Genomic DNA, 25,652 nt, shown 5'->3' with positions numbered 1-25,652 from the left:
TGTCGAAACTACTTTTCTCTTCGCAATGACGATTCTCAGTACTTCTCTATATAATACTTATTCTTATCCCTTAAATCCAAAGCCTTATAATTTTGGTTAAATAGCTTGTTAGCTTTATTTAGTGCATCGACATATTTTAATGCTTCTTCAAACTCTTTTTCAGGCAACTTAATACTTATATTACCTTTAAGATTTAAATCCCACCTTCTATCTCCGAGTCTTACAGCAGCTGAAGTTTTATTCATTAATGCCGGATATTTCTGCAGCTCTAATACTAATGTGCCTGCATAGATATTCGCCCCTTCCCCTACAACATGTAATAAATGAGGAAAAGGTTGAATATTTTTACTAATTTCGTAACCTTCTTCATCGACTAAGAAAAGCTGATTATTAATTTGCCAAATAGCAATAGGTTCTCTTTCAAATAATTTTATATATACCGTATTTGGTAATCTTCTACTAACATATACTTCCTTGATCCATTTATTTTTCTTTAAATTATTTCTAATTTCGTCTAATTTAAGAGCAAAAATAGGACTGCCCTTATTCGCATTTAAAACATTTAATATTGTAGGCTCATCGACATTTTGCTGTCCTTCAATGATAACATTCTCAAGTTTAAACCCAAGTTTTGTTGTTGTTTGGTATATATTTGTTGTTAAGTAGGTTTTTATGCCGGCAAAATATTTTGTAAAAACAAATAGACATACAAAGATAATTAAAGCAATCTTAAGCCCTAATATTGCTTTTTTGTAAATTAGTCCTAATTTTCGGCGTAATGAGATATTATTAGTTTTTTTTGTTTGTTTTTTTTTATTAGAGCTTGTTTGTTTTCTCATGATTCAAAGCTTGCCGTCTTTATAATTTCTTCAATTAAGTTAGTAAAATTTATCCCTGCATAAGCTGCAATTTCCGGCACTATTGATAAAGGTGTCATACCTGGGTGAGTATTTAGCTCCAAAACATATAACTTGTTTGTCTGCTCTTCTAAAATAAACTCTGCTCTAGCAGGACCTTTACAATTCATTGTTTTATAAATTTTTTCTGATTCTATAAGTAATTTCTCATATAAATTAGCAGGTAGCGGAGCAGGACAAAGATGATCAGCAAATCCTTCGGTATATTTAGTTTCATAATCATAGAAACGATTCTTTAGTAATTTAATCTCTAAAACTCCAAGAGCTTTGCCGTTTAATACCGCTACTTGCAATTCTCGCCCTTTTATATATTGTTCTATTATTACCTGATCACCGTAAGGAAAATCATAATCGGCAAAGTTAAAATCATCTTCTGCAAATATCACCTCAACACCAATACTTGAGCCTTGCGTAAGAGGCTTAATAACGTACGGTCGTTTCATAGGATCATTTTTTATATTATCGCTTTTATTTACAACAATGCTTTCTGCCATATTAATATTATTCGTTAAAAACCAGCTCCTAGAATGTATTTTATTGAATGCTAAAGCTGAAGATAACATGCCGCTATGAGTATAAGGAATCCGCATTATATTAAGTAATCCTGGTAAACAACCGTCTTCACCGTATGTACCGTGCAGACAATTAAAAACGATATCAGGTTTTATTTCTTGTAATCTAACTGTAATATCCGCTCCCATATCAATAAAGGTAACTCTATATCCTAATTCAATTAAAGCTTTACTAACTCCTTCGCTTGACACTAACGATACTTCACGCTCAGCAGACATACCGCCCGCCATTAATGCTATATACTTTTTACCGGTACTACTTAATATTTTGACTATAGAGTGTTCCACCCAATGTGTTTGATATTTATGCATGTTTTTTCCTTTCTTATTAAATCCATTGTAATTCCTAACTAAAAGCGGCCTTGTTGCATAGCTCGAAAAACTTACTCGATGTCATCCCCGCGTAGGCGGGGATCCAGAAAAATAACTTCAATATTGCTATAGAAGTTACATATTATAAAATAAACATAAAACTAACTGCAACAACGCCATTGTTAATTAGGGATGACGTCCGATTCTCTTAATCTCCCACTCTAACTTAACCCCGCTATCTTCAAATACTTTCTGCCGGACGAAATCACCTAAATCTTCTAAATCCTTAGCGGTAGCATCACCGTTATTTATCATAAAATTACAATGAAGTTCTGACATCGAAGCACCGCCTATTCTATAGCCTCTAAGTCCCGCTTTGTCAATAAGTTCCCAAGATTTACGCCCTTCAGGATTTGCAAAAGTACTACCACCCGTACGCTCTTTAATAGGCTGTGTAGATGATCTTGCGTTATTTATTTCATTCATCCGTAATAATATATTTTCACTATCGCCTTTATTTATTTTAAAAACAGCTTTGAGAATAATTAAATTCTTTGGTAAATTATTACTGCGATATTTAAAACCGATTTCTTCATTTGTGAATGTTAAAAAGTTTCCCGCAAAGTCAATCGCTTCAATCTGCACTATAATATCTTTAAATTCAGAACCATAAGCACCGGCATTCATAGCAACACCGCCGCCGATAGTCCCTGGAATACCTACTAAAAACTCAAAACCGGAAATAGCATTTGCTTGACAAAATTTTGCTAAATTATAATTAAGGCAGCTGCTACCTACTATTAAATGATTATCTATAAACTCAATATTGCTAAAATTCTGACCAAGTTTTATAACGACCCCTTCTATGCCGCCGTCTCTTATAATAATATTTGAGCCTGCTCCAAAAGTCTTTATAGGTAATTTTTGCTTATTTTGTATTAAGAAACTTTTTAAATCTTCTCTATCTAAAGGTTTAAAGAAAATTTCAGCATTACCGCCTACTTTAAACCATGTTAAGTGTTTTAAATTATAATCTTTTTTATACTCACCTTTTACTATCGGTAAAATTAACATATTTAGTCCTGCTATTCGCTTTACTGTTATCTTCACTCTTTTGTCCCCTAGTTCGCTTGACCCTATGCTATACGAACAGATGTCATGCAATAAGACCGGTCAAACCACGGTATGACAGCTGAAGCCACGGGATAACAATCTCCTATCTAATTCATTAGCAAAACTTGAAATATTACCTGCTCCCATCATAATTATCATATCACCGGAAGCTGCATTATCTATAATAACTCCAACCGCATCATCTAGCTCTGCTAGAAAATTTGCTTTATCGTGATGTTTATTCTTAGTAATCTTATCAACTAAACTTTGTCCTGTAATTCCTTCTATAGGGTTTTCACCTGCAGCATATATATCGGTAATATAGAGTATATCGGCATCAGCAAAGCAAAGCATAAAATCATCAAATAGATACTGCATTCTTGAATATCTGTGAGGCTGAAAAATAGCAATAACTTTACCGTTTTGTTTATTTGCTATATTTTTAGCCGTCGCAAGCGTTGCTTTGATTTCCTCAGGGTGATGAGCGTAATCATCGATAATTGAAGCCTTATTATATTCAGCTACTTTAGTAAATCTCCTCTTCACTCCTTTAAAATTATTAAAACCGTTTTTAATAGCTTTAATACCGAAATCTAATTCGATCCCAACGGCAATTGCAGCAAGACTATTTAAAATATTATGTCTTCCGGGCGTTGGAATAGTAATTTTTTCAATAATCGTTGTACCTAGTACATTTGGTAGACTAATTTTTACGTCAAAAGTAGAGGAGGCAATATCAGTGTTAATATTAAATGCTATAATATGAGCATCTTCCGAATCGATGCCATAAGTAACAATCTTCCTTTCAGTAATATCGTCTACTAACTTACGAACTATTTTATGATCGATACAACAAACGGCAAAACCGTAAAATGGCAAATTAGTAATAAAGCTTCTAAAAGCACCAATTAATGTTTCAAAATCTTTATAATAATCTAAATGTTCAGGATCAATGTTAGTTATTATCGCAATAGTTGATGGAATATGAATAAACGTTGCATCCGATTCATCAGCCTCCGCAATTAAATAATTACTTGAACCAAGATATGCATTAGTCGATTTATTATTTATGATCCCACCGTTAATAACCGTAGGACATAAACCGGCTGCCTCAAATAAACAAGCAACTAAAGAAGTAGTAGTGGTTTTACCGTGCGATCCCGAAACTGCTACTGAACATTTTAATCTCATAAGTTCAGCAAGCATGTCCGCACGTCTAATAATTGGAATTTTACGCTCCAAAGCTTCTTTTATTTCAGGATTCTTTGGATTAATTGCCGATGAAATAACAACATACGACACATTGGTAATGTTCTGCTCGGCGTGTCCTAAAAATATTTTAATGCCGTATGACTCAAGCCTTTTAGTATTATAATTTTCCACTAAATCGGAACCTTGTACTTTATAACCTAGATTATGTAATATCTCGGCAATACCGCTCATGCCAACGCCACCGATACCTATAAAATGTATAGTTTCTAAGGTTTGATTAGTTTTTTTTAATTCAAGTAACAGCATCTAAGTTTAATCATTTAAAATTGAGTTCTGCATATAGGTTTTAAGTAACATTGTCAAGCACTCACTGTGTCATACCGCGACTTGATCGCGGTATCCAGTTTAAAATATTAAAATCATTGATATCAAAAGTTATTTTTATGGATACCGTGGTCAAGTCACGGCATAACATCGGAGTCTTTTTCAAGAGCCATACAACAAAACCGGTTCAGTATGACAATCATTAAACCTCATCCACCCTATCAAATTTTGCTTCGGAATAGAAGTTTCCTTGTAGCCCACCGACTTTTAGATCAATTAAAAATTTGGCTATTTCTCCGTTTTCTACGAATTCAGCTACTGTTTTAATACCTAAATCTTCTGAAATTTTAATTAATCTTTCTACGAAATACCTACTTTGTACATCACTTGTAATACTACGCACATATTTACCGTCAATTTTGATAATATCAATTGGTAAGCTTTGAAGTTGTTTAAAAGAAGTAAAACCCGCACCAAAATCGTCTAATGCAAATTTACATCCGTACTTACGTAGTTTATTAATAAATAAAGTTATTTTATCGTAATTCTCATTGAAAGAAGTTTCCGTAATTTCAATAATTAAACGATCCCGAACATTATGAGCTTTTAATAAGTTTTCTGCTATTTCCCATAAAGCTTCATCGCCTGTTCCTATATTTGAAATATTAACGGCTAACATTAAGTTTGGGTTGCGGGCAAGTTCATTAACAGTCATTTCTAAAACAATTTGATCAATTATAAAAATTAATCCTTTATTTTCAGCAATAGGGATTATAGGACCTACGGAAATATAAACACCGTTCTCGTCAGGTATACGAAGCAGACATTCATAATAATGAATCTTCATAGTATTACGATCTATTATAGGCTGATAAGCAAATCGCATAGTCTTTTTTGCTAAGGCTTGTCGTAGTAAGTTAAGCTGAAGATTAGATTTTCTTATATTTTCCAAATCATGTTCTGTACTGCTATATTCACGGTAATAATAATTATTATTTTGTGAAAGTAACATATTTAACGTTTTTTCAATTTCTTTAGCATTATTACTTACTTTTGGAAATTTAATACTAGCAATATAACAATTCATATAAATTGCCGGCTTCTGTTCATTAATATAAAGCTGCAAAAATAAATATAATTTTCTAGCAAAATTTTTAATTAAGTCAGAATCAGTAGTATTTAGGATAAATAATATTCTATCTTTCTTTATTTTCTTAAACTTTGAAAAAATCTTAAGTTCTTTGCTTACATCTTCAATGATTTGATCTAAATCTTCAATTATAAAATGCTTACCCTGCTCTATAAATTCTATTTCATAATAATTAACTAATCTACAAGCAAAACATACGCCTTTTTCCAATTTATCTATCGCATCTTGTAAATCTTTATAATCCGTTATTAATTCCGACATTGCCATGTGTATCATAAAATTATATACTTAAGAATATTAGGATATTTTTACTGTAAATAAAATAAAAATATGAGCCGCATAGAAAGGATACAAGAAAAATTAAGTGTGTTAAAACCACATTTTCAAGAAATAATAGATGAAAGCTATAAACATGCTAGTCATTATAACGGAATTCACAGCCATATAAAAATAAGAATTTCTGCAGAAACATTACAGGGAAAAAGCCTAATTGCCAATCATCGCACTATTAATAACTTACTTGCCGATGAATTTAATAGCGGCTTGCATGCTTTATCGATAGAGGTACTATGAAAACAAATAATATTTTAAAAGTAGCCGTTGGAGCTAGCAGCGTAGCACAAAAAGCCTTAAATAGTATAACGGATAAAAGCTGTGGCATAATTGAGGATAAAATACTTAAAGGTAATTACGTCACTCGCGAAGAATTTGAAAAATTACAAACTTTAGTAATAAAACTCAAGAAAGAATTAGCAGAGTTAAAGAGCAAATAATTTTAATCAACTAGTTTCAAAATTTTCTATTTTTGCTTTTAGTTCTTCTATTTCTTCTATAGTTAGCCCTGTTGAATCTGCTATTATATTGACATCTATATCTTTAAGTAACAAGTTCTTTGCTATTTCTATGCTTCTTTCAGCTTTCCCTTTTCACACCTTGCTGCTAAAGCTATTTCCTCGGCATCTTCCATTAATTTCGCTCTTATATAGGCATCATATTCTTTGGCAGTGAGGTTATGCATTTCTATTATATTGTATACATCTAATACTTAGCTCGCTCTTTATATTTGCAGGTAGGCTGTTTTCTGTTTCTACACACTTAAATAAATGTAGCCACTCATCTATAGTAGTTTCAAGCTTATCTTTATCAAATTTTTTAAGCTCTATAAATACATAGGAAAAATCAAATAAATATTGCTTATTTGTTTTAGTTTCAAGCATTTTATGAAGACTTATACAGGTACTTCATCATCAAACATTTTAGTCTTAATAAGTGAAATAACTATTACCGGTAATAAATCTTTATGCTTTATTCCTTGTGTAAGTTGCTGTACGTAAGAATGAGCAGAATAATATTGCACTCTTTTTAAGTAATCGCTTTCATTTCTTTTTTGCATCTCGATTATATACCAGCGACTGGCTTCATCTTTAACCTTTAAATCAAATATGCTTTTTGTTCCCTTTATCGAGCATAGGTACTTGCTCTACAGATATAAATTCTATTGCTTTAATTCTAAGCCCCTCAGGTGGTTCAAGAACTGCATTGATAAATTCCTTGAACCTCTTTAAATCACGAAAGATTTTTTTAAATACACTATCATTAGTGGGATCTAAATATCTTTGCATATTAATTATTACTTTTGGTATTACTCATATTATTATAGCTTTTTAAGTAATCAGTAAATAATACTAGAATATGTACTTTTAATAGAATAATTATTGCTATTTTTTAACAAAAATTACGTGCTTTGATCCGTTCTAATGGATACGATTGCTGACATGCCGGGAACTAGATTAGCATTTGGGGATTCAAAATCTATTAAAACAGGTACACGTTGTACGCTTTTAGTAAAATTACCGGTAGCATGATCTGGTGGGATTAAGCTAAATTTAGAGCCGGTAGCAGGAGCAATATTACGAATCTTCCCGTAAATTACCTTTTTAGGCAAAGCATCAAATTCAATTTTGACTTTCATGCCGGACTTAAATTTCTGAATTTGTGTTTCTTTAAAATTAGCCTGAATATACATAGTATTATCTTGAACTATAGAAAACAACGCCCTACCCGGTACTATGTAATTTCCGACTTCTAAACTACTATTACCTAATATACCGGGTACCATAGCAATAAGTTTAGTATTTTGTAAGCTCCTTAAGGTTACTTTTTTATTTTCTGTTAGCTCTTTAAGTTTTTCCTGTTCTGCTGCTTTTTCAAGCTCAAGAAGCTGTAAATGTTGCTTAGATATATCGAAATCTAACTGTGCTTGTTTATAATCCGTTTTGGCTTTTTGATATGCGTTTTTAGAATCATCTAACGTTTTAGAGCTAGCACATTTTGCCTTATTTAATTCCTGCACTCTAATAAAATCTGTTGCCACAATATCAAAGCTTATTTTATTAAGCTTTAATTTTTCAGCTGCTTGCTCTAGGCTAATCTGCCCTATTGAGATTTTTTGCTCTATAATTTCTATATTTTTTATGCAAGCTTCAATAGATGCTTCAAGTGCTGCAAGTTTTGCCTTATAATCTCTATCGTCAATTTCACCTATCAGATCACCTTTATTAACTTTAGTATTATCGGTAACAAATAACTTTGTTAAAACACCGCTAACTTCAGCACTAACATTTGAAATATCTGCATCTATGTAAGCATTATCCGTGGATTGTGTATTTGCCCAAACATAAATTCTATATCCCAAATAAATATGATTAAGGCTATAATAATTACATATTTAGTAAATGGATGATGTTTATATTTGTCGATAGCTTTGTTGTAATACACTCGGCATAATTAACTTTACCAATACCCTCTATGTTTAAAAAAATAACAAATTGGTATAGAAAGAATATATATAACTGCAATTAACGGCAGTGAGTACCATGGATATATGATAAGATTTATAATAACAATAGCAACTAAAATCATTGCAAGCGATAAATATTCAGGTTTAATACTCAAATTTTTTGTTGAGATTGTAGGAAGCCTACTAGCAAGTAGAAAAGCTATAATAGCCAAATATATATTAATTGTTATAGTGTGAGTACGGATATTGATATTTAATAACGTACCGATTTCAAAATCTATCATTACAGGCATTAAAGCAAGTAAAGCACCGCATGGGGCAGGTACACCAGTAAAAAAATAGTCAGTTTTTTTATCTTGTTTCGGTTGATAAATACCAACGTTAAAGCGAGCTAAACGTAGTGCCATACACACTATAAATAATAACATTACCGCTGATGAAAATACCTTATACTCATATTGTTGAAAAGACCATAAATATATCAGATAGGCAGGAGCTATACCGAAATTAGCAAAATCGCATAATGAATCAAGCTCTGCACCAAATGGGCTAGCTGCATTTAGCATCCTTGCTATTCTACCGTCGATACCGTCAATAATTGCCGCTACTATAATGCAATATACCGCAAGTTCCCATCTGCTATCCAAAGCAAATTTTATAGAACTCATACCGGTTACTAAACCAAGCAACGTAATAGAGTTGGGAATTAATTTTATTAGAGGTACAGGCTTAGTTATTATAGATTTACGAATTTTTAACAATTTTTATACTCAAAATGTATTTATTTATAACGTCATTGCAAGGAAAAAACAGTGTGGTTGCATGGCTGTCAATGTCTCATTCCTGCGAAAGCAGGAATCCAGAAAAAAATAATCTTAATATTGGTACAAAAATTATATATTTGATAAAATAAACAGAGGATTCCCGCCTACGCGGGAATGACATAAACAAACCATGCCTACGGCTGCTCGCAATGACGGTTTTAAAGTTATGAGGCTACTTCCTCTCAAACTTAAATTCTGTTGTCTTTTTACGTCCAAAATCAGCAATGATAGTTTCACCGCCTATAGCAGTCTGCCCTTTACTCACTAATAAAGCTGTTTTCAACGGTAGATAAACATCTACTCTGCTACCAAAACGAATTATACCGTATCGCTCGCCCGTTTTAACTTCATTACCCTCTTCTAAATCACAAACTATACGCCTTGCTATAAGTCCGGCTATTTGAACAAAAACAATTTTCTGCCCTTGAGCAGTTTCCATTAGTACTGATTGACGCTCATTATAAATACTAGCTTTATCGAGTGAAGCATTAAAAAATTTTCCCGGATTATAATGAAGTGCTAAAATTTTTCCGTTTGCCGGGATTCTATTAACATGGACATTTAAAAGATTTAGAAAAATACTAACTCTAATCATTTCCACATCACCAAGACCTAATTCCGGGGGCGGCAATGCTTCCTTAATTTCTTGAATTATTCCATCTGCAGGACTTATTACCAGATCATCACTTATAGGCACAAAGCGATCAGGATTACGGAAAAAATAAATACACCAAGCAGTAGCAATACATCCAATACAGCCAAGTTTTTCATTAAATGATGCTAATAAAAAACTTACTAATGCAAAGCTAGCAATAAATATATATCCTTCGCGGTGAATAATTTTAAATAAATCATTATATTGTTTCATTTTAATCTCTATGAATCTCCTTATTATTTTTAACTATGCCTGCTCTGCTTTATCCTCTTGGTTCTCACTCTCGTCTGCATCTTCGTCTTGAGGGGTAGCTTGGGCTTCGTGCGCAAAACCAAGAGCATATACGCATAAATCCGGGAGTGGAACACCGTTTTTTTTGGCAAGATCATTTAGCTGTGATATTGCTTTCATAACATCATCAGGAATAGTACCGCCTCTTTCGTCAGATAACCATTTTGCTTGAAATTGTAGCGGATGATGCCCTTCTTGAGGCGTACCTATATAAAACTTAAACTTGGCTCTTTGTCCACCAAAATCGCAGTCAAATTCAAACTCTTTATAATGTGCCATAACTTTATGAATTAATAATTATATTAATATTATTATAACAATAAAAATGCAAATCTAAAATAATTTCTTGTCTAATATTTTTTAAGTTTTTTAGCAATATAACGATTTGAATATAGAAATTTATCGCTAGAATCTATAATTATCCCGCCTGCTTCCTTAATAAAAAGCTCAAATGCATAATATAATGTAAAATTTAATAATGATAAACATATTAAATCCGCTTTACCTGACGCTACAAGTGTAGTCCCGTAGCAAGGAGAACCAAAAGATCTAATATTATCTACCTCTATCTCCTCCAAATCATTATGATTTACATCTTCAATAATTGCTAAACAGTTTTTTAAATCGGCATTATCGGAAACTCTAAGTCTTAATCCTTGATAATTAGAGTTTAAATTATTTTTTTCTATCCAAGCTCCCTTACCTTTTTCAGCATAATAAATTTCATTAAGAGCAGGAAAATATATTACTGTAGAAGTAGGAGTTAAAACTTCTTGATTCCTTTTTAAATAAGTTACGGATATCGCAAAAAAAGGTATGCTTCTGGCGAAATTATTTGGACTATCTATAGAATTAATTAAAAAAACACTCTCATAATTATTATTTAAATCGAATTTATCCTCCGGAAAAAATAAATATTGTGTATGTTTTTGTAATTCTTCACATAATAAAGTTTTTAATTTTAAATAAGATCGCTTACAAAATTCTTCATTTCTTACAGAATTTTTTTGTAGCATTTCGAGTTCTAAAAAATCTCTATGCAAAAACTTAACAGCTTTACGCAGGGCATTAATTAATAAATTAGTTATAGGTTGCATTTGATATTTTTAATTTAAGATATTAGTTTTAGCAATTATGTCGTATGGCTTTAAAAAATCGATACCATTCCTAGCTAAAAGCATTGCCTGAGTGAATGCTGAAAGTCGTCATTGCGAGGAAAAACTGTAAGTTTTGACGAAGCAATCTCAGGATATTTGACGAGATTGCCACGCAGCCTACGGCTGCTCGCAATGACGGGGTGGTATCCACACGGGCAATGCCTTCGCTGGGATGACATCCATAGTTCAATAAAACAGCTTACTTCGCTCGCTCGACATATGTCATATCATCAGTTTTAACAACAATTTTTTCTCCTATTTCTAAATATTGCGGGACCTTAACTTTAATACCGTTTTCTAAAATTGCTGGTTTATAAGAAGCGGTAGCGGTTGCTCCTTTTATTACTGGATCAGTTTCACTAATTTCAAGTATAACAGTTGGAAGAAGCTCAATATTTAAAGGCTTGTCATTATAAAATTCGACTTTAACAATCATATTTTCAGTTAAGAAAGATAATTTTTCTTCTAACATTTCTTTGGGAATATTTATTTGATCAAAATGTTTGGTATCCATTAATACCAAATCATCACCTTCAAAATATAAAAATTGATAATCTTTTTGTTCAAGCTCGGCTTTTTCTAAATAATCGGAAGAACTAAATCTTTCGTTACGCTTTGTCCCTGTTTTTAAATTTTTCATCTCAACTTGTACATAAGCTCCACCTTTCCCGGGCTGAGTATGTTCCGGTGTTTTGCTTACAACCCATAAATCATTATTATAAACTAATATGTTACCTGTTCTAATTGAATTTGCTGAAATTTTCATATATCATACATTTAAGACTTAAAATTAAAGTATAAATATACAAATTATTTCCTTTAAACACAAGAATTTAATCTTATGACCACAATATTAGTAGTAGATGATATAGAACCCAATATTAAGTTACTAACAGCCAAACTTTTACAAGAGTATTATACGGTGCTTACTGCAAATAGCGGCAAAGAAGCACTAGCAATTCTGAAAAAGGAAAAAATTGATATTATACTACTTGATGTTATGATGCCGGAAATAGATGGATTTGAGGTATGTAAAACGATAAAAACTGATCCGACAACTACTCATATACCGGTTGTAATGGTAACTGCACTTTCCGATATTGATGATCGAGTTAAAGGTCTTGAGGCAGGAGCTGATGAGTTTTTAACAAAGCCGATTAACGATACTGCTCTATTTGTAAGACTTAAATCGCTATCTAGAATGAAAAGCTTAATTGATGAGTTAAAGCTTCGTAATAGCACTAATGCATTATTAGGCGTAACAAATATCGAAATGCATGACACTTTTGCAGATAAAAAAATATTACTAATTAATGATGATGTGGTACAAGCTAAAAATATAAAACAAATGTTACTTAAGATTACCCAAAACGTAAAGGTAATAAGTAATTCCGATGAATTAGATATTATAAATGAATATACCCCCGATTTAGTAATTATCAGTAGTACGCTCGAAAATGACGATCCTTTGAGGATCAGTGTTATTTTAAGAGGTAAAGCAGAAATAAGCGGCGTGGTAATAATTTTACAAATTGATGAAGACGGTATGCCTTTGGTTGTGAAAGGTATTGAACTCGGTATTAATGATTATTTCATTTATCCTATAGAGGAAAGCGAATTGCTTGCTAGAATTAGAACACAATTAAAACGTAAGCAATATCAAGATAATTTACGTAATGATCTTGAACAAAGTGTCAATTTAGCAGCTAAAGACGGTCTAACCGGCTTATTTAATCGTCGCTATTTCGATATACATCTCAAACAAATGATTGAGAAAGCTAATAAAGAAAGTATTAAATTATATTTACTTATGTGCGATATCGACAATTTTAAACATGTAAACGATACTTACGGTCATCAAGCAGGCGATAAGGTTTTAACAATTGTATCCCGTATTTTGAAGAATACTCTCAGAGTAACAGACTTAATAGCAAGATTCGGCGGTGAAGAATTTACTATACTCTTAACGGATATAGATATTTCTAAAGCAATTGAAACTGCGGAGAGAGTTAGAGTTAAAATAGAATATATGGATTTTCACATTGAAGATCAAATTGAACCTTTAAAAAACACTATTTCAATCGGAGTTACGAAATATAAAAAAGAAGAATCAATAGAATCTTTCATTGAACGTGCTGACAAAGCTATGTATGAAGCTAAAACAACGGGTAAAAATAAAGTAGTAAAATTATAATTGATTTTTTAAAGTAAAAAAATAATGAGCAATTCTTCCAAAAAACATCTTGATTTACCATATAGACCAGGGGTCGGCATGATGATATTAAATGCCGATAACCATATATTCGTCGGTAAAAGAATAGATACAAAAATATCTGCATGGCAAATGCCGCAAGGTGGGATAGTTCCCGGCGAAACACCAAGTATTGCAGCAATGCGTGAGATGTTAGAAGAAATAGGCAGCGATAAAGGATATATTATTGCCGAAAGCAAATGCTGGTATAGTTATGATGTACCAAGCTTTTTAATACCTAAACTGTGGAACGGTAATTTTCGTGGACAAAAACAACGCTGGTTTTTAATTAGGTTTACCGGAAATAACGAAGATATTAATATAAAGACCTCTAATCCGGAATTTGACCAATGGCGTTGGGCATCACTTGATGAACTCTTATCTATTATAATACCGTTTAAACGTAAACTTTATCAAGCCGTCGTAAAAGAATTTGAATCATTAATTCAGTAAAAATTTTATATGATATAGTAACTTGTAGCAACACTATTTACCTCTTTATCACCTTCAATTCATTCATTTATAGCACTAAATAATGAAGTATCCTTATCACATTGCCTAAAGTAAATACAACACACTCATTTCCTCTAGACAATAAACTAATATCTTTATCGCAACTAGAGTCAATCATATAATATGTACTATCATTCTTTATTAGGTTATAATTATTATCACCAATTATATGTGCAGTAAATACATTTGCTAGATTAGCTATAGTTATATTAGCAATAAAATCTTTTACTTCTCTAATATGAAATAAGTTTATAATAAAATTACTTACACAGTGATTTGTTGTTGTTTCAGTTTCCCAATTAACCGTATCAATTTGAGCTTCCGGCATTAAAAATCATGAATTTATATCTTCAAACGCAAATTTTAGCTTTCTAACCAATCCACATAAAATATATTTTTTATCAGCAATATGTACAAAGGTATGATCAGGATGCTCATCTAAAAAATATGTAGAGGTATTAGAAAAAGGTTTTAAATGTACAGAATATACCTTATTTCTATCAAGGCTTTGGTCATAACTATTTTCACTAGAATCAGCTGGTATTAAATTTGGTAATAAAATAAGTATACAAAAATAACCGATTAAATTAACTATATTTGGTAAAAATTTAATATGATAATTTGGCATAACGTTACTTTATGTTTATTATAACATGTCTTATTATTAAATATAATTAAGATTATTGTTATAATTCAATTAATTTAATAAGAAACCATCGTTTAGCTGTTGATACTTGTGTAATTTTTGCTATTATTCTTTTCACTTAAGTAATTAATTATTACAACCTGAAAATAATTAGATTTTACTTTCTATCTTTGCAGCCAATATAAAGTCGTTTTCCGTAAGACCGTCGATTTTATGAGTCCATATTTCTACACTACATGCTCCCCAAGATATAGTTAAATCGGGATGATGTGCTTCCTGCTCTGCAATTTCAGTTATCTTATTTGCAAATTCCATAGCTTTTATAAAATTAGAAAATTTATATTTCCACTCACTTTGTAATTGAACTAATAACTTATCAATTTCTTTTTTCTCAAGTGGCGGAACTCCACCCTCACATGGTACGCATCTTTTCTCACTTAATACTGTCATAGTTTTTTTCTATATCAAAGTTAAAATATTGATCTTTATAAGGCTCATCTGCAAGTGTATAATGCCACCACTCAATTTTACATGCTTTAAAATTATGTTCTTGCATCTTAGAACGTAAATAATTACGTTTTGCTAAATATTGTTTATCAATTAACTGTCATGAGGTAAAGCTTCATCAAATAAGTCAAAAGAAGTATACATGTCTACCGTATTATCACCTAAATAGGATTATAACACGCTCGTCTTTCAGCTTTCTCTTAATGACTTCAGGATTATTATTACTTCTGAAGCTTTATTATTGATCAATCTACAGTACTACCCCTACTATGACTAGAGCTTTCAGCTATATAACCTAATATAAAACATTTAGACGTATCTATTATATATATGGGTAAAAGCTTTCCTTATTTTTTGATCAATATTATCTTTGCTCCATCTTAAAAAATGTTGTACAGCTTTTTGTGGTCTATATGCATCATATATAATCAGCGAATAACCATCTTTTTTTGTATCTCAGCTTGTACTGCTTTAAGAGCCTTAACAGCTTCTATGGTTACTTCCGATACTTTATAACCATCTACCTTTTTACCAACAAAATTTTCATCTGAATAATAATGCATATTTTGAATAATTGTAGGATTGATATCTTGCAGATACACGAACCCTTTAGGTAAGGATTTAGCATATATTGGAAGAAAGCTCATAAATATAAAAATTAAACTTGTTAAAATCAATTTCATAAAATGCTAGGCTTTGTAAAGATTTCTAATTGATTTGTTATTTTGAGATATTTTATAAAAATAGACTTCTTGCATAATCTCTTGCTAAAGGTAATTTGTATGTCGACCCGGTACTCGAATCCTTACATAGATTTGGCTACGCTCCGGTTCTATGTTCCGTGCCTCCTTCAAATTCCTCTTTATAAAATAGGTTATACAAGAAGTCTAATATTTATCTTATACAAAATTTTATTAAACACTATGGGATTGTTAACAGTACTATAGTAAACTCAACCCCATTTTGTGACAGGCACGAAGGTAGAGCCTATATCTATATATATAATAGACGAGAGGATGAACAACGAAGCACACAGTTCAAATCAGAGTTTACTATAGAACTGTCAAAAAGACGAATGAATGGTAGCGAGGGAGGGATTTGAACCCCCGACACACGGATTATGATTCCGTCGCTCTAACCAGCTGAGCTACCCCGCCAGGAGAAAAGTGTTTATATAATTTGTTAAGAAGTGTCATTCTAGATAAAAGCGGTTGCATGGCTTGGAAAATGTACTTAGTGTCATACCGTGGCTTGACCACGGTATCCCCCAAAAAAATAACTTAAAATACTAATAATTTAAGTTGGATCCCACGCCCACGATCAAGTCGCGGGATAACAATAAAAAAATTGATCCATGCAACAATTGACTAGCAACTTCTCAAATTTTATCTTAACGTTTAGAGAATTGTGTTTTCTTACGTGCTTTACGTTGTCCGTATTTCTTACGCTCTACTACCCTAGAATCACGTGTTAAAAGACCGCCTTTACGCAAAATAGCATGAAAATCCGGAGCAGATTTATCTAAAGCTTTAGAAATTCCATGTAAAATAGCACCTTTCTGTCCTGAAATTCCTCCACCTCTAACAGTACAAATTACATCATACTGATCAATAGTTTTTGTTAAGACAAACGGCTGTAAGATAGTTTTCACATAAGTTTCAGAAGGAAAATACTGGGCTATTGTTTTTTTATTAACAACTATTTTTCCTTTTCCTACTTTAAGCCATACTCGTGCTATAGCATTTTTTCTTTTACCTGTAGCATAAAACTTGCCTGAATTATCTATTTTTTCTTTAGGAGTTTTTAATACTAAAGGTTCTTTAGTTAACTGCTTTTCTACTTTTTCTGTTTTAATTTTTAACTCGGGCATATTCTATTACTTTTTATTTTTTGGATTTTGGCTTGCAAAATCATAAACAGTAGGTTGCTGTGCCATATGAGGATGATCACCATTTGCATAAACATACAAATTACTCATTTGCTTCGCACCTAAAGCATTTCTTGTAATCATTCTTTTTACGGCCATTTTAATAACTCTCTCAGGGTATTTACCACTTAAGATTTTACCTGCCGTAGTATCTTTTATCCCACCTGGAAATCCTGTATATCTGTAATATATTTTTCCGTCTTTGGGATTCGCTTTTTTACCTGTTAATTTTACATGCTCCGCATTTATTATGATTATATTATCACCACAATCTAAATGAGGTGTAAAGCTAGGCTTATGCTTACCGCGTAGCATATTAGCAACTCTGCTAGCGAGTCGTCCTAGCACAATATTTTTTGCGTCTATGACCCACCATTTCTTTTCAATTTCCGATGGCTTTGCCGAGTAAGTTTTCACAATAGTATCTTTTTAATTAGAATTTAAAATTAAAGAATCAAACTACATGTTTAATAGCATTAATACCCGCTATCTGTCAAGCTAAATATAATTTATTTACTTCCGAATATTATTTTTCTATCGGTAGAAAAATATAAATTATTATTTGCTCTTAGCCCATAATAACGAATATTTTTTATAATTTTGACAATATGAGGTATCATGTTTAATCCATTATTATCAACATCAAAACTATATAAAACACCGTTAACGGAAATAACATTTAAACTTCGCTCATTGTTATTATCAACTCCAACAAAAGGTACTAAAAAAGCAGCAGATTTTAGTTTCTTAGGATCTGTTCCATCATTTAAATCAGCTACAAACTTTACTTTCCCTGTTTCAGGATTAAATGCTGCTATTTGTCTAGCATTATTTGTTACAAATAGGCTATTACCGATTAAAGACATTGATTGAATATCCTCGGCATTTACCTGCCAAATCACACTGCCGGTTGCTACATTAAGCTTAATAAGTTTACCAAGACCGGTTGCTATATACAGATTCATATTATCATGAACGGGAGTACATAAAATACTTGATTCGTCAAAATTCGGTATAGCTGTACGATCATTAAGATTTGCAAACTCAAAATTCCATTTTACTTCACCGTTTGTTATATTTAAGGCAAGTATTTGCCCGGAATTATAAGTTACTATTACATTATCATACTGTACGATCGGCGTCATAAAATAACTAGCCGACAAAACTTCCGCTAGACTTTCATGTTCCCATACGGTTTTTAAAGTTTCCGCATTTAAAGCAATAGTTTGATTACTGATAGTTTGCACTAAGACAGTATTATCATTGAGCACAATAGGCTTAATTCTAATAATATCCGGAAGTTCTTTTCTAATTATTTCATAACCTGATTTTGCATCTAGCACTACTAACAACCTTGAACCGTATGTTACGTATAATTTTCCGTTATGGTGTAAAATTCCGCCGCCTATATAATTATCTTTTTTATGTCTACTTAAATTATAAGACCAAATAATCTTATTTTTCTCTATAGAAAATGCAGAAATATTCGATCTAATATCCAATGCATAAATCATATCGCCTATAAAAACCGGCTCGGTAATCGTTTTGCTTCTAGCGAAACTATACTGTTTATTCTTAAACATATTTGCATTAAATGCATATATATTTGCATTAGAATCTAAATATATAGGCTCATGAGTCTGAATTGCTAATTTAGGAGTCAACTCAACAATATTTTTTACCCTTTTTGGTCCAAGCCCGTTACATGAAATTAAAATAAACGGTAATAACAGAAGTGCTATTTTTTTTGTCATATTTTTCCTTAAATACGAATTATTATTTATTTAAATTTACAAGCAATGCTTTAGCCTGATCTTTTATTAGATCAGATACATTATTTGAAATTAATAAATTTTTTAGATTTTTTTCTGCTTGCGGTTTCATATTATTCTTAATATCCCACATAGCTTTTATAATAGTTGCTGTAGCCCAAAAAGGTTTTTTCTCGTCATCAAAATAGTTTAAATATTTGGTCAATTTCTCTTTATCTTGAATATCTAGATTTTGATCATCAATAACAAGACCACACCATGAAATACGTGCATAAGAAGTAGAAATTTCAGAATATTCTTTATTTTCAATAATTTTATTAAGCAGGTCTTTCGCTTCTGAATATTTTTTTTCTGAAATCTTTATGGCTACTTGTGCTAATGCAGCTATTTCTTTAATTTTAGTATTACTAGTAGTAACTAAATTCTCTAAAGTATTAAAAACTAATTCTTCATTATCTTTTGTTGTTTCCAAACCAACAGTCTTAACAAGAATATCTCCGTTTTTTTGGTTATTTTTAATTCTTTTATCTTTATTATTATTAATAACAACCATTATAGTAATAGCTATTATAGAAATGATTATTATTATAGGTAAAAGCTTTTTGAAAAAAATTAACCTTTTTTCTTCATTTTGATCACTCAGTACTTCATCTAAAATATCAGTCATATTTTATTATTTTTATTTATTTTTACAGCCAAATTTAATCTTAGCATCTTCTGCCATTTTCTTGGATGCGGCAGTTCTATTAGTTGGAAATTCGTTATCAAGCTTAGCAAGCATATTACATGCTTCCTGAGTTTTTTTTAGTTCGCCTAAGGAAAGCGCTAACTTCAATAACCCATCGGAAGATTTTGCCCCTTTCGGTGACTCTTTATAGCCTTTTAAATAGTTAACTGCTGCCCCGTTATAGTCTTTTTGTTTAAAAAAGCATTCCCCATACCAGAAATAAGCATTACTAATTAGCGAACTGTTAGGATATTTTTGGATAAAATTTTTAAACTTATCTTTTGCTTCAGTCAGTTTATTATCTTTATAAGCAGCAAGAGACAAATCATAAGCTTGCTTATCAGGAGCTATATCCTTATTAACCGCAATAGGTTTTTTAGGAGCATTATCCGGCATATCTTTAAGCAAAGCTATATCAAAAACATCTTGTTTTTTTGAATCACCGGCTTCTAAAACTTCAGTATTTTCTTCTTGATTTGCAATATTTGAGTTCTGCGTTAGCATATCAATTTTATGCTGTAAAACCTCAACTTTACCAATTAGCCTTCTGATTTCTTGTTCCTGTTCATCTAGTCTATTGTCAAAATCATTATTTGCTGCATATTTTAAAGGCTTTCCTTTAATAGTTTCGCTTTCTCCGAAAGAAAACATAGAAAATAAAAAAGTAAATAATAAGACAATTAGTTTCATATATTTTTTAAAAATTTATAATTTTTTTATAATACCGAAAATTTTTTAATATTCCACACAATTTTTTATATTTCAATACTACCGTCATATGTAAAAGTTATTGTTATGGTGGTACCTTCATTTATCTTACTTTGCAAATCAAATTTACCGTTCATAAGTTCAACCAGCTTTTTAGTAAGCGGCAACCCAAGACCAGTGCCTTCATATTTTCTACTAAGCTCACTATCAATTTGACCGAACACCGATAAAGTTTTTGGGATATCTTTTTCCTCAATACCGATACCGGTATCTATAACTTTTATATATACTAATTTTGCTAACTCATCTTTTTCAAGTGTAATAGTAACACTTCCTCCGGAATTTGTAAATTTCACGGCATTTGATAAAAGATTTAAGAATACTTGTTTTAGCCTTTTTGGATCAGCCTTTATAACCACATGCTCTTTCGGTAATCTACTAATTAAAGCCACTTCGGCTTGATCGGCACGAGGCTTAACAAGTATCAGCGAAGAACTAATTAATTTATTTAAATCAAGATCTATACTATCTACTTTTAATTTATCGGCAGAAGCTTTAGAAAGATCTAAAATATCATTAATCATACTAAGCAAATGCTTACCGGCATCATTTATATCTTTAATATAATTTTTACTTTTTTCTGCATCTCTTTCCGACATAAGAATTTCCGAAAAGCCTATTATAGCATTAAGCGGTGTACGCAATTCATGACTAATATTAGCAAAAAACTTTGTATTTGAAGAGCTGGTTTTTTCTACTTTTACTATTCGAGCTTTTAAATTTCTATTTGTTTCAAGCTGCTCCTCAATAATTTGTCTAGCATAGTTAGTATTACTAATAATTATAGTGCAGAATATTATAAAAATAATGATAAAAGTTATAAAAACCTTTTGCTCAAGAGAGGTTATATTTTGCCACTGGCTGGTAATATTAGTGTTAATCTCAAATACTGCAGCTACGGGAAAATCTAAATTATTATCTATAACAGGGATATAGCTAGTAACAAAAGAAGCCTCTTCCACTGTTAAATCACTTTCATTTTCTATTACTACCCTTGGTAATAATATATGACTTGTAATACCTTCAAAAGCATCTCGAAGCGGAGCTTTTGAAGTAAAGGATTTAAAAAAAAATTTATCGATTTTTGCGGTAACTATCTCAACCAAACTATCATCTTTATAATTGTCTACACTATACATATGTAACATATTACTAGTGATGAATTTATTACCTTTGAGATCGTAGAGAGAAATATTAATATTAAGACTGGTGAACCATTGAGCGGTAATCTTTGCAAAATTAATAAAATCTTGATCTTGTAATAGTTTTAAATAACCGAATTTATGTAATTTACTGATTACGTTCTGATGAGTATTCCAAATATTATCAGTGTAAAGTTCTACAATTTTAGTATGTTCCAAAGCCACTTGTTTTACTATCATTTCTTTTATCATAAAATAACGATAAAACATCATATTTATGACAATATTAAGAAACAATATAATGAATGACAATCTTACTATATACTTATTATGGTTCATTATAAGACCTAGTAGTTATTTTTAGCTCAACTGATGTCATCCCTGCGGAAGGCTTGCTTGCATACCAAATCGTCATTGCGAGTGACTAAAAGGAGCGTGGCAATCTCATAAACCAGGATTCCTGAGATTGCGTACGTACAAAACTTACAGTTTTTCCGTAGCTTATGAAGAAGAATCTATCCATGCAGCAAAACCGAGAATGATATTATCCTCCCTACTTATCTTCTTGTTTAACTTTCTCTTTTGTTTCCAGCTTCTTATTAATAATCAACCCTGTAATTACATCATAAGCACGAGCAAATTGATAATCTTTTTTGTATAATTCCGATAATTCATTCTCTTCTTGTTTATTATTTTTGGCTTTTGTTTCTTTTTTGCTATCTTTGTTTTTTTCATTATCATTCTTCAAATAATTTTTTAAAGAACTCTCAGAAAAACGCTTATCTATTTTTTTCACTTCTGGATACTCAACTTTCGCCGGCTCAATTAAAATATCAGGCTCTATTCCTTCTGCTTGAATAGAACGACCGCTTGGGGTGTAATATTTAGATATAGTCAGTTTTACGGCAGCCCTAGAATTGATTTGCGTTAAAGCCTGAACTGATCCTTTACCGAAAGACTTAGTTCCAAGTATTATTGCTCTTTTATGATCTTGCAAAGCTCCGGCAACTATTTCCGAGGCAGAGGCAGAATTACCGTTTATTAAAACTATCATAGGTACTTTGGGAGCTTTTAACGAAAACTCATTTGCTTTAGTTTCGCTATTACTTGATGTAGTTCTACCTTTTGTTGTTACAATTACACCGGAATCAATAAAATAATCACTAACGGCAATAGCTTGATCGAGTATACCTCCAGCATTATTACGTAAATCTAGAATTATACCTTTAAGGTCATCTTTACTCTCAGTTTTTAACTTCTTTACTGCTGCCTTCAGCTCAGAAATTGTTGACTCATTAAAAGTAGTTATACGTATATATGCAATATTATTTTTTTCTAAATGTGCTTTTATCGGCTTGATTTTTACTATTTCGCGAGTAAGCTCTAGCTCTTGCGGTTTTGCCTCTTCTTCCTTAATTATCAACAATTTAACCTTAGTACCAGGCGTACCACGCATCTCTTTTATAGCTTTATTAGGACCAAGCGTAGAGACTAACTCGTCATTCACTCCTACTATATAATCCCCGCCTTTAAGCCCTGCTTTGAAAGCCGATAAATCGTCGATAGGCGATATTATCTTAATTGCTCCGCTATCATACATTATTTCAACACCGATTCCGCCGAATTCACCTTTTGTAAAAGTAAAAATATCTTCTAAATCCTCATCGGTATAATAGCTTGAATGAGGATCAAGTGAGTTTAACATACCGTTAATTGCTTCATCTATCATTTTTTGCCTATCGGGTACCTGTACATAATCCTTTTCGATACGTTCAAATACGTCTTGAAATTGCTTATAAGCTTCCTGATTTGATATTTTATTTTCAGTTTCTTTTTCTCCTTCTGCAAATGCACAAATAGAATTTATAATAAAAAATAGTGTTATAATTAAACGTAATAACATAATACTCCAAATATGTGTGTTTTTTAAGCAAAACGTCATTGCGAGGAAAATTACGAAGTAATTTGACTAAGCAATCTCAGGATATTTGACAAGATTGCCGCGTCGCCTACGGCTCCTCGCAATAACGATTAAATATCCAGCTCACTAATAATTTTATCCATTTTAACTAAAGCCTGTTCATAAATAAATTGAAATCTTTTTTCCGGCTTTTTACCCATTAAATCATCTACTATTTTATCGACATTTTGAAAATCTTCTAAAGTTACCTTTAAAAGCGATCTTTTCTCCGGATGCATAGTAGTTTCCTTTAATTGTGCAGGCATCATTTCACCGAGACCTTTAAACCTACCTACTTCAATTTTAGCTTTACTAGCTTTTAATAATTTATCCGTTAACTTAGCTTTTTCCTCTTCATCGCCTGCATAATAAGTTTTATTAGACTGCGTTAAACGATAAAGCGGAGGCTTAGCTAGATATAAATGCCCCTCTTCTACCAATTTCGGCATTCGTAAAAAAAAGAAAGTCATTAATAACGAAGCTATATGAGCACCATCAACATCTGCATCAGTCATAATAATTATTTTTTCGTAACGCAGATTTTCTTTTTTATAATTCTTTAAACTACCGCAGGCAAGAGCTATTTCTAAATCTTGTATTGCTTGATTATTAACAATTTTCTCAAGCGTAGAACTCGCAACATTTAGAACTTTACCCCATAGCGGTAATACTGCTTGCGTTTCTCTATTACGTGCTTGTTTTGCAGAGCCTCCGGCCGAATCACCTTCTACAATAAATAATTCCGTCCCTTCAGGTGAAGTGCGTGTGCAATCGGCAAGTTTACCGGGTAAACGTAATTTTTGAGTGGCATTTTTACGGGAAATATTTTTTTCGTTTTTCTTACTGATTCTAAACTCAGCAATGCTAATTACATGCTCAAGTAAATTAGTAGCTAAAGCTTTATCGCTACTAAGAAAATGGTCAAAATGATCTTTTATTATATTCTCGACCGGTTTACTTACACCGTTTGATACTAATTTTTCCTTAGTTTGTCCTTGAAAAGACGGCTCAGCTATAAAAATAGAAAGTACGACACTTGCGGTTTCTAAAATATCCTCAATAGTTAGATTAGCAGCTTTTTTATTCCCTATCATTTCACCATATGCTTTAAGACCACGTAAAATAGCCGACTTAAGTCCTTGCTCATGTGTTCCTCCTTGAGGAGTCGGAACAGTATTACAATATGATTGAATAAATGCCGAGCTATCGTTATTTTGCCAACAAATCGCCCATTCAAGTTTTATCCTGTCCGGCGTAGACTCTATATTACCTGCAAAAATTCCCGGAATAACTAAATTATCTAAAGTTATTTTTGAACTTAAATAATCTTTTAAACCGTTCGGGAAACTTATTAATGCCTTTTTAGGTATATCTGATGGTACTTCTACTTCGCATGTCCATTCTATAGCAACACCGCGATATAAATAAGCTTTTGACCTTGCAAGCTCATAAATCTTTTTAGGATTAAAATATAATTTTTCACTAAAAATTTCCGGATCGGGAGTGAAATTTATTGATGTACCTCTTAGCCTTTTAGATGCTTCTTCACATATTAAATCAGTTAATTTTTCTCCTTTAGAATAACTTTGGCTATATAATTTACCTTGTTTATAAACCTTTATTTCTAAATGTTTAGATAAAGCATTTACTACCGATATTCCAACACCATGCAATCCGCCTGCAGTATGATAAACATTATTTGAGAATTTACCTCCTGAATGAAGAGTAGTTAAAATTACCTCTAAAGCTGATTTGTCAGGAAATTTAGGATGATGATCAATAGGGATACCGCGACCGTTATCAAATATAGTAATACTATGATCATGATGCATTTTTATCGTGATGATACTTGCAAAGCCGGCGACTGCTTCATCCATAGCATTATCCAGCACCTCAGATACTAAATGATGCATAGCATTTGAATCAGTACCCCCGATATACATCCCCGGTCTTTTACGAACAGGCTCAAGCCCCTCTAATACTTCAATATCTTTTGCACTATAGTTATTATCGACTAGCTTATTTTTCTTTTCTTTGTTAAAGCTGAATAAATCGCTCATATATTAGAGATTTAATTAATTATTTTCTCTCCTAAATTAAACTATTTAACAT

The 25,652-nt window shown here is 31.7% G+C and carries 29 protein-coding genes, 1 tRNA gene and 2 pseudogenes; 4 read left to right on the top strand and 28 right to left on the bottom strand.

Going from position 1 to position 25,652, the window contains the following annotated elements; genetic code table 11:
- Positions 1-35 precede the first annotated feature (35 nt).
- The 5 genes from MCC_RS02295 to MCC_RS02275 form a co-directional block, all read right to left on the bottom strand.
- The gene (locus tag MCC_RS02295) at positions 36-839 is read right to left on the bottom strand and encodes a cell division protein FtsQ/DivIB (protein WP_014408356.1); all 804 of its coding nucleotides are present in this window, start codon (positions 837-839) and stop codon (positions 36-38) included.
- Positions 836-1,801, bottom strand: a complete 966-nt coding sequence (locus MCC_RS02290; protein ID WP_014408355.1) for a D-alanine--D-alanine ligase — start codon at positions 1,799-1,801, stop codon at positions 836-838. The genes MCC_RS02295 and MCC_RS02290 overlap by 4 nt, the downstream gene beginning before the upstream one ends.
- 186 nt (positions 1,802-1,987) lie before the next feature.
- Positions 1,988-2,875: a UDP-N-acetylmuramate dehydrogenase gene (gene murB, locus MCC_RS02285; RefSeq protein WP_014408354.1), complete on the bottom strand. Its 888-nt coding sequence runs from the start codon at positions 2,873-2,875 to the stop codon at positions 1,988-1,990.
- 99 nt (positions 2,876-2,974) lie between these two features.
- A complete protein-coding gene (murC, locus tag MCC_RS02280) occupies positions 2,975-4,432 on the bottom strand; it encodes a UDP-N-acetylmuramate--L-alanine ligase (RefSeq protein WP_014408353.1) in 1,458 nt (485 codons plus the stop codon).
- A 220-nt stretch (positions 4,433-4,652) separates the two neighbouring features.
- Positions 4,653-5,876 carry an EAL domain-containing protein gene (locus tag MCC_RS02275; RefSeq protein WP_014408352.1) on the bottom strand — a complete coding sequence of 408 codons (1,224 nt, stop codon included), beginning with the start codon at positions 5,874-5,876 and terminating at the stop codon, positions 4,653-4,655.
- Between the two features lie 54 nt (positions 5,877-5,930).
- On the opposite strand from MCC_RS02275, the gene MCC_RS02270 reads away from it, so the two are divergent.
- Both MCC_RS02270 and MCC_RS02265 read left to right on the top strand, forming a co-directional pair.
- Positions 5,931-6,173: a BolA family protein gene (locus tag MCC_RS02270; protein ID WP_014391976.1), complete on the top strand. Its 243-nt coding sequence runs from the start codon at positions 5,931-5,933 to the stop codon at positions 6,171-6,173.
- Positions 6,170-6,373 carry a hypothetical protein gene (locus tag MCC_RS02265; RefSeq protein WP_004996338.1) on the top strand — a complete coding sequence of 68 codons (204 nt, stop codon included), beginning with the start codon at positions 6,170-6,172 and terminating at the stop codon, positions 6,371-6,373. The genes MCC_RS02270 and MCC_RS02265 overlap by 4 nt, the downstream gene beginning before the upstream one ends.
- Positions 6,374-6,610: 237 nt before the next feature.
- On the opposite strand, the gene MCC_RS09380 is transcribed toward MCC_RS02265, so the two are convergent.
- The 9 genes and pseudogenes from MCC_RS09380 to efp all read right to left on the bottom strand — a co-directional run bounded on the left by MCC_RS09380 (position 6,611) and on the right by efp (position 12,093).
- Positions 6,611-6,817, bottom strand: coding sequence for a hypothetical protein (locus MCC_RS09380; protein WP_041405402.1), 207 nt, complete (start codon positions 6,815-6,817; stop codon positions 6,611-6,613).
- A gap of 11 nt (positions 6,818-6,828) precedes the next feature.
- On the bottom strand, positions 6,829-6,999 hold the full coding sequence (locus MCC_RS09375) for an Rpn family recombination-promoting nuclease/putative transposase (RefSeq protein WP_231288764.1): 171 nt from the start codon (positions 6,997-6,999) through the stop codon (positions 6,829-6,831).
- Between the two features lie 37 nt (positions 7,000-7,036).
- Complete coding sequence (locus MCC_RS02250) at positions 7,037-7,222, bottom strand: hypothetical protein (RefSeq protein WP_014408349.1); 186 nt, start codon at positions 7,220-7,222, stop codon at positions 7,037-7,039.
- A 113-nt stretch (positions 7,223-7,335) separates the two neighbouring features.
- A pseudogene (locus tag MCC_RS02245) lies at positions 7,336-8,385 on the bottom strand (HlyD family secretion protein).
- Positions 8,386-8,393: 8 nt separating this feature from the next.
- Positions 8,394-9,161, bottom strand: coding sequence for a CDP-alcohol phosphatidyltransferase family protein (locus MCC_RS02240; protein WP_012152565.1), 768 nt, complete (start codon positions 9,159-9,161; stop codon positions 8,394-8,396).
- A 235-nt stretch (positions 9,162-9,396) separates the two neighbouring features.
- Positions 9,397-10,092: a phosphatidylserine decarboxylase gene (locus MCC_RS02235; protein ID WP_014408347.1), complete on the bottom strand. Its 696-nt coding sequence runs from the start codon at positions 10,090-10,092 to the stop codon at positions 9,397-9,399.
- Positions 10,093-10,125: 33 nt separating this feature from the next.
- The gene (locus tag MCC_RS02230) at positions 10,126-10,449 is read right to left on the bottom strand and encodes a DUF2610 domain-containing protein (RefSeq protein WP_014408346.1); all 324 of its coding nucleotides are present in this window, start codon (positions 10,447-10,449) and stop codon (positions 10,126-10,128) included.
- Positions 10,450-10,520: 71 nt separating this feature from the next.
- Positions 10,521-11,267, bottom strand: coding sequence for an inositol monophosphatase family protein (locus MCC_RS02225; RefSeq protein WP_014408345.1), 747 nt, complete (start codon positions 11,265-11,267; stop codon positions 10,521-10,523).
- A gap of 259 nt (positions 11,268-11,526) precedes the next feature.
- On the bottom strand, positions 11,527-12,093 hold the full coding sequence (efp, locus tag MCC_RS02220; RefSeq protein ID WP_014408344.1) for an elongation factor P: 567 nt from the start codon (positions 12,091-12,093) through the stop codon (positions 11,527-11,529).
- 75 nt (positions 12,094-12,168) lie between these two features.
- Here efp and MCC_RS02215 point away from each other — a divergent pair, with 75 nt between their 5' ends.
- Entirely contained in the window at positions 12,169-13,521 is a 1,353-nt protein-coding gene (locus MCC_RS02215) for a PleD family two-component system response regulator (protein ID WP_014408343.1), read from the top strand.
- A 24-nt stretch (positions 13,522-13,545) separates the two neighbouring features.
- A complete protein-coding gene (locus MCC_RS02210) occupies positions 13,546-14,031 on the top strand; it encodes an RNA pyrophosphohydrolase (protein WP_014366088.1) in 486 nt (161 codons plus the stop codon).
- 67 nt (positions 14,032-14,098) lie between these two features.
- Here MCC_RS02210 and MCC_RS11380 read toward each other — a convergent pair whose 3' ends face one another.
- From MCC_RS11380 to parE, 14 genes and pseudogenes are all read right to left on the bottom strand, one after another.
- Positions 14,099-14,419 (bottom strand): hypothetical protein, encoded by a 321-nt coding sequence (locus tag MCC_RS11380; protein WP_014408342.1) that lies wholly within the window; start codon positions 14,417-14,419, stop codon positions 14,099-14,101.
- Positions 14,420-14,425: 6 nt separating this feature from the next.
- Positions 14,426-14,719, bottom strand: a complete 294-nt coding sequence (locus MCC_RS02200; RefSeq protein ID WP_014408341.1) for a hypothetical protein — start codon at positions 14,717-14,719, stop codon at positions 14,426-14,428.
- A 168-nt stretch (positions 14,720-14,887) separates the two neighbouring features.
- A complete protein-coding gene (locus MCC_RS02195) occupies positions 14,888-15,187 on the bottom strand; it encodes a 4a-hydroxytetrahydrobiopterin dehydratase (RefSeq protein WP_014408340.1) in 300 nt (99 codons plus the stop codon).
- 55 nt (positions 15,188-15,242) lie between these two features.
- A pseudogene (locus tag MCC_RS09370) lies at positions 15,243-15,388 on the bottom strand (peptidase M15); the annotation flags it as partial.
- A gap of 284 nt (positions 15,389-15,672) precedes the next feature.
- Positions 15,673-15,891 carry a M15 family metallopeptidase domain-containing protein gene (locus MCC_RS11375; protein ID WP_231288737.1) on the bottom strand — a complete coding sequence of 73 codons (219 nt, stop codon included), beginning with the start codon at positions 15,889-15,891 and terminating at the stop codon, positions 15,673-15,675.
- Positions 15,892-16,324: 433 nt separating this feature from the next.
- Positions 16,325-16,401, bottom strand: a tRNA-Met gene (locus MCC_RS02180).
- Positions 16,402-16,634: 233 nt separating this feature from the next.
- Positions 16,635-17,114, bottom strand: coding sequence for a 30S ribosomal protein S9 (gene rpsI / locus MCC_RS02175; RefSeq protein ID WP_014408337.1), 480 nt, complete (start codon positions 17,112-17,114; stop codon positions 16,635-16,637).
- 6 nt (positions 17,115-17,120) lie between these two features.
- Positions 17,121-17,588, bottom strand: a complete 468-nt coding sequence (gene rplM / locus MCC_RS02170; RefSeq protein ID WP_014408336.1) for a 50S ribosomal protein L13 — start codon at positions 17,586-17,588, stop codon at positions 17,121-17,123.
- Between the two features lie 92 nt (positions 17,589-17,680).
- Complete coding sequence (locus tag MCC_RS02165) at positions 17,681-18,925, bottom strand: outer membrane protein assembly factor BamB (RefSeq protein ID WP_014408335.1); 1,245 nt, start codon at positions 18,923-18,925, stop codon at positions 17,681-17,683.
- Between the two features lie 22 nt (positions 18,926-18,947).
- Positions 18,948-19,610 (bottom strand): DUF2659 family protein, encoded by a 663-nt coding sequence (locus MCC_RS02160; RefSeq protein ID WP_014408334.1) that lies wholly within the window; start codon positions 19,608-19,610, stop codon positions 18,948-18,950.
- A 12-nt stretch (positions 19,611-19,622) separates the two neighbouring features.
- A complete protein-coding gene (gene ybgF / locus MCC_RS02155) occupies positions 19,623-20,360 on the bottom strand; it encodes a tol-pal system protein YbgF (RefSeq protein WP_014408333.1) in 738 nt (245 codons plus the stop codon).
- Between the two features lie 65 nt (positions 20,361-20,425).
- Positions 20,426-21,919, bottom strand: coding sequence for a sensor histidine kinase (locus MCC_RS02150; RefSeq protein WP_014408332.1), 1,494 nt, complete (start codon positions 21,917-21,919; stop codon positions 20,426-20,428).
- Between the two features lie 214 nt (positions 21,920-22,133).
- Complete coding sequence (locus MCC_RS02145) at positions 22,134-23,483, bottom strand: S41 family peptidase (RefSeq protein ID WP_014408331.1); 1,350 nt, start codon at positions 23,481-23,483, stop codon at positions 22,134-22,136.
- Between the two features lie 128 nt (positions 23,484-23,611).
- Positions 23,612-25,600 carry a DNA topoisomerase IV subunit B gene (gene parE / locus MCC_RS02140; RefSeq protein WP_014408330.1) on the bottom strand — a complete coding sequence of 663 codons (1,989 nt, stop codon included), beginning with the start codon at positions 25,598-25,600 and terminating at the stop codon, positions 23,612-23,614.
- Positions 25,601-25,652: the final 52 nt, after the last annotated feature.

The organism is Rickettsia rhipicephali str. 3-7-female6-CWPP (assembly GCF_000284075.1).
In the GTDB taxonomy this organism is placed as follows: Bacteria; Pseudomonadota; Alphaproteobacteria; order Rickettsiales; family Rickettsiaceae; genus Rickettsia; species Rickettsia rickettsii.
This window is presented reverse-complemented; position numbering and strand designations above follow the sequence as displayed.

Excerpts from the sequence above, each read along its gene's own strand:
- MCC_RS02250 (WP_014408349.1), bottom strand. The coding sequence starts at position 7,222 with ATGCAAAGATATTTAGATCCCACTAATGATAGTGTATTTAAAAAAATC.
- MCC_RS02210 (WP_014366088.1), top strand. The coding sequence starts at position 13,546 with ATGAGCAATTCTTCCAAAAAACATCTTGATTTACCATATAGACCAGGG.
- MCC_RS02265 (WP_004996338.1), top strand. The coding sequence starts at position 6,170 with ATGAAAACAAATAATATTTTAAAAGTAGCCGTTGGAGCTAGCAGCGTA.
- MCC_RS02270 (WP_014391976.1), top strand. The coding sequence starts at position 5,931 with ATGAGCCGCATAGAAAGGATACAAGAAAAATTAAGTGTGTTAAAACCA.
- efp (WP_014408344.1), bottom strand. The coding sequence starts at position 12,093 with ATGAAAATTTCAGCAAATTCAATTAGAACAGGTAACATATTAGTTTAT.
- MCC_RS11380 (WP_014408342.1), bottom strand. The coding sequence starts at position 14,419 with ATGCCGGAAGCTCAAATTGATACGGTTAATTGGGAAACTGAAACAACA.
- MCC_RS02225 (WP_014408345.1), bottom strand. The coding sequence starts at position 11,267 with ATGCAACCTATAACTAATTTATTAATTAATGCCCTGCGTAAAGCTGTT.
- MCC_RS02160 (WP_014408334.1), bottom strand. The coding sequence starts at position 19,610 with ATGACTGATATTTTAGATGAAGTACTGAGTGATCAAAATGAAGAAAAA.
- MCC_RS02215 (WP_014408343.1), top strand. The coding sequence starts at position 12,169 with ATGACCACAATATTAGTAGTAGATGATATAGAACCCAATATTAAGTTA.
- MCC_RS09380 (WP_041405402.1), bottom strand. The coding sequence starts at position 6,817 with ATGCTTGAAACTAAAACAAATAAGCAATATTTATTTGATTTTTCCTAT.
- MCC_RS02145 (WP_014408331.1), bottom strand. The coding sequence starts at position 23,483 with ATGTTATTACGTTTAATTATAACACTATTTTTTATTATAAATTCTATT.
- MCC_RS02235 (WP_014408347.1), bottom strand. The coding sequence starts at position 10,092 with ATGAAACAATATAATGATTTATTTAAAATTATTCACCGCGAAGGATAT.
- ybgF (WP_014408333.1), bottom strand. The coding sequence starts at position 20,360 with ATGAAACTAATTGTCTTATTATTTACTTTTTTATTTTCTATGTTTTCT.
- MCC_RS02165 (WP_014408335.1), bottom strand. The coding sequence starts at position 18,925 with ATGACAAAAAAAATAGCACTTCTGTTATTACCGTTTATTTTAATTTCA.
- MCC_RS02295 (WP_014408356.1), bottom strand. The coding sequence starts at position 839 with ATGAGAAAACAAACAAGCTCTAATAAAAAAAAACAAACAAAAAAAACT.
- MCC_RS11375 (WP_231288737.1), bottom strand. The coding sequence starts at position 15,891 with ATGAGCTTTCTTCCAATATATGCTAAATCCTTACCTAAAGGGTTCGTG.
- MCC_RS02230 (WP_014408346.1), bottom strand. The coding sequence starts at position 10,449 with ATGGCACATTATAAAGAGTTTGAATTTGACTGCGATTTTGGTGGACAA.
- rpsI (WP_014408337.1), bottom strand. The coding sequence starts at position 17,114 with ATGCCCGAGTTAAAAATTAAAACAGAAAAAGTAGAAAAGCAGTTAACT.
- MCC_RS02150 (WP_014408332.1), bottom strand. The coding sequence starts at position 21,919 with ATGAACCATAATAAGTATATAGTAAGATTGTCATTCATTATATTGTTT.
- MCC_RS02290 (WP_014408355.1), bottom strand. The coding sequence starts at position 1,801 with ATGCATAAATATCAAACACATTGGGTGGAACACTCTATAGTCAAAATA.
- murB (WP_014408354.1), bottom strand. The coding sequence starts at position 2,875 with ATGTTAATTTTACCGATAGTAAAAGGTGAGTATAAAAAAGATTATAAT.
- MCC_RS02275 (WP_014408352.1), bottom strand. The coding sequence starts at position 5,876 with ATGATACACATGGCAATGTCGGAATTAATAACGGATTATAAAGATTTA.
- parE (WP_014408330.1), bottom strand. The coding sequence starts at position 25,600 with ATGAGCGATTTATTCAGCTTTAACAAAGAAAAGAAAAATAAGCTAGTC.
- murC (WP_014408353.1), bottom strand. The coding sequence starts at position 4,432 with ATGCTGTTACTTGAATTAAAAAAAACTAATCAAACCTTAGAAACTATA.
- MCC_RS02200 (WP_014408341.1), bottom strand. The coding sequence starts at position 14,719 with ATGCCAAATTATCATATTAAATTTTTACCAAATATAGTTAATTTAATC.
- MCC_RS02195 (WP_014408340.1), bottom strand. The coding sequence starts at position 15,187 with ATGACAGTATTAAGTGAGAAAAGATGCGTACCATGTGAGGGTGGAGTT.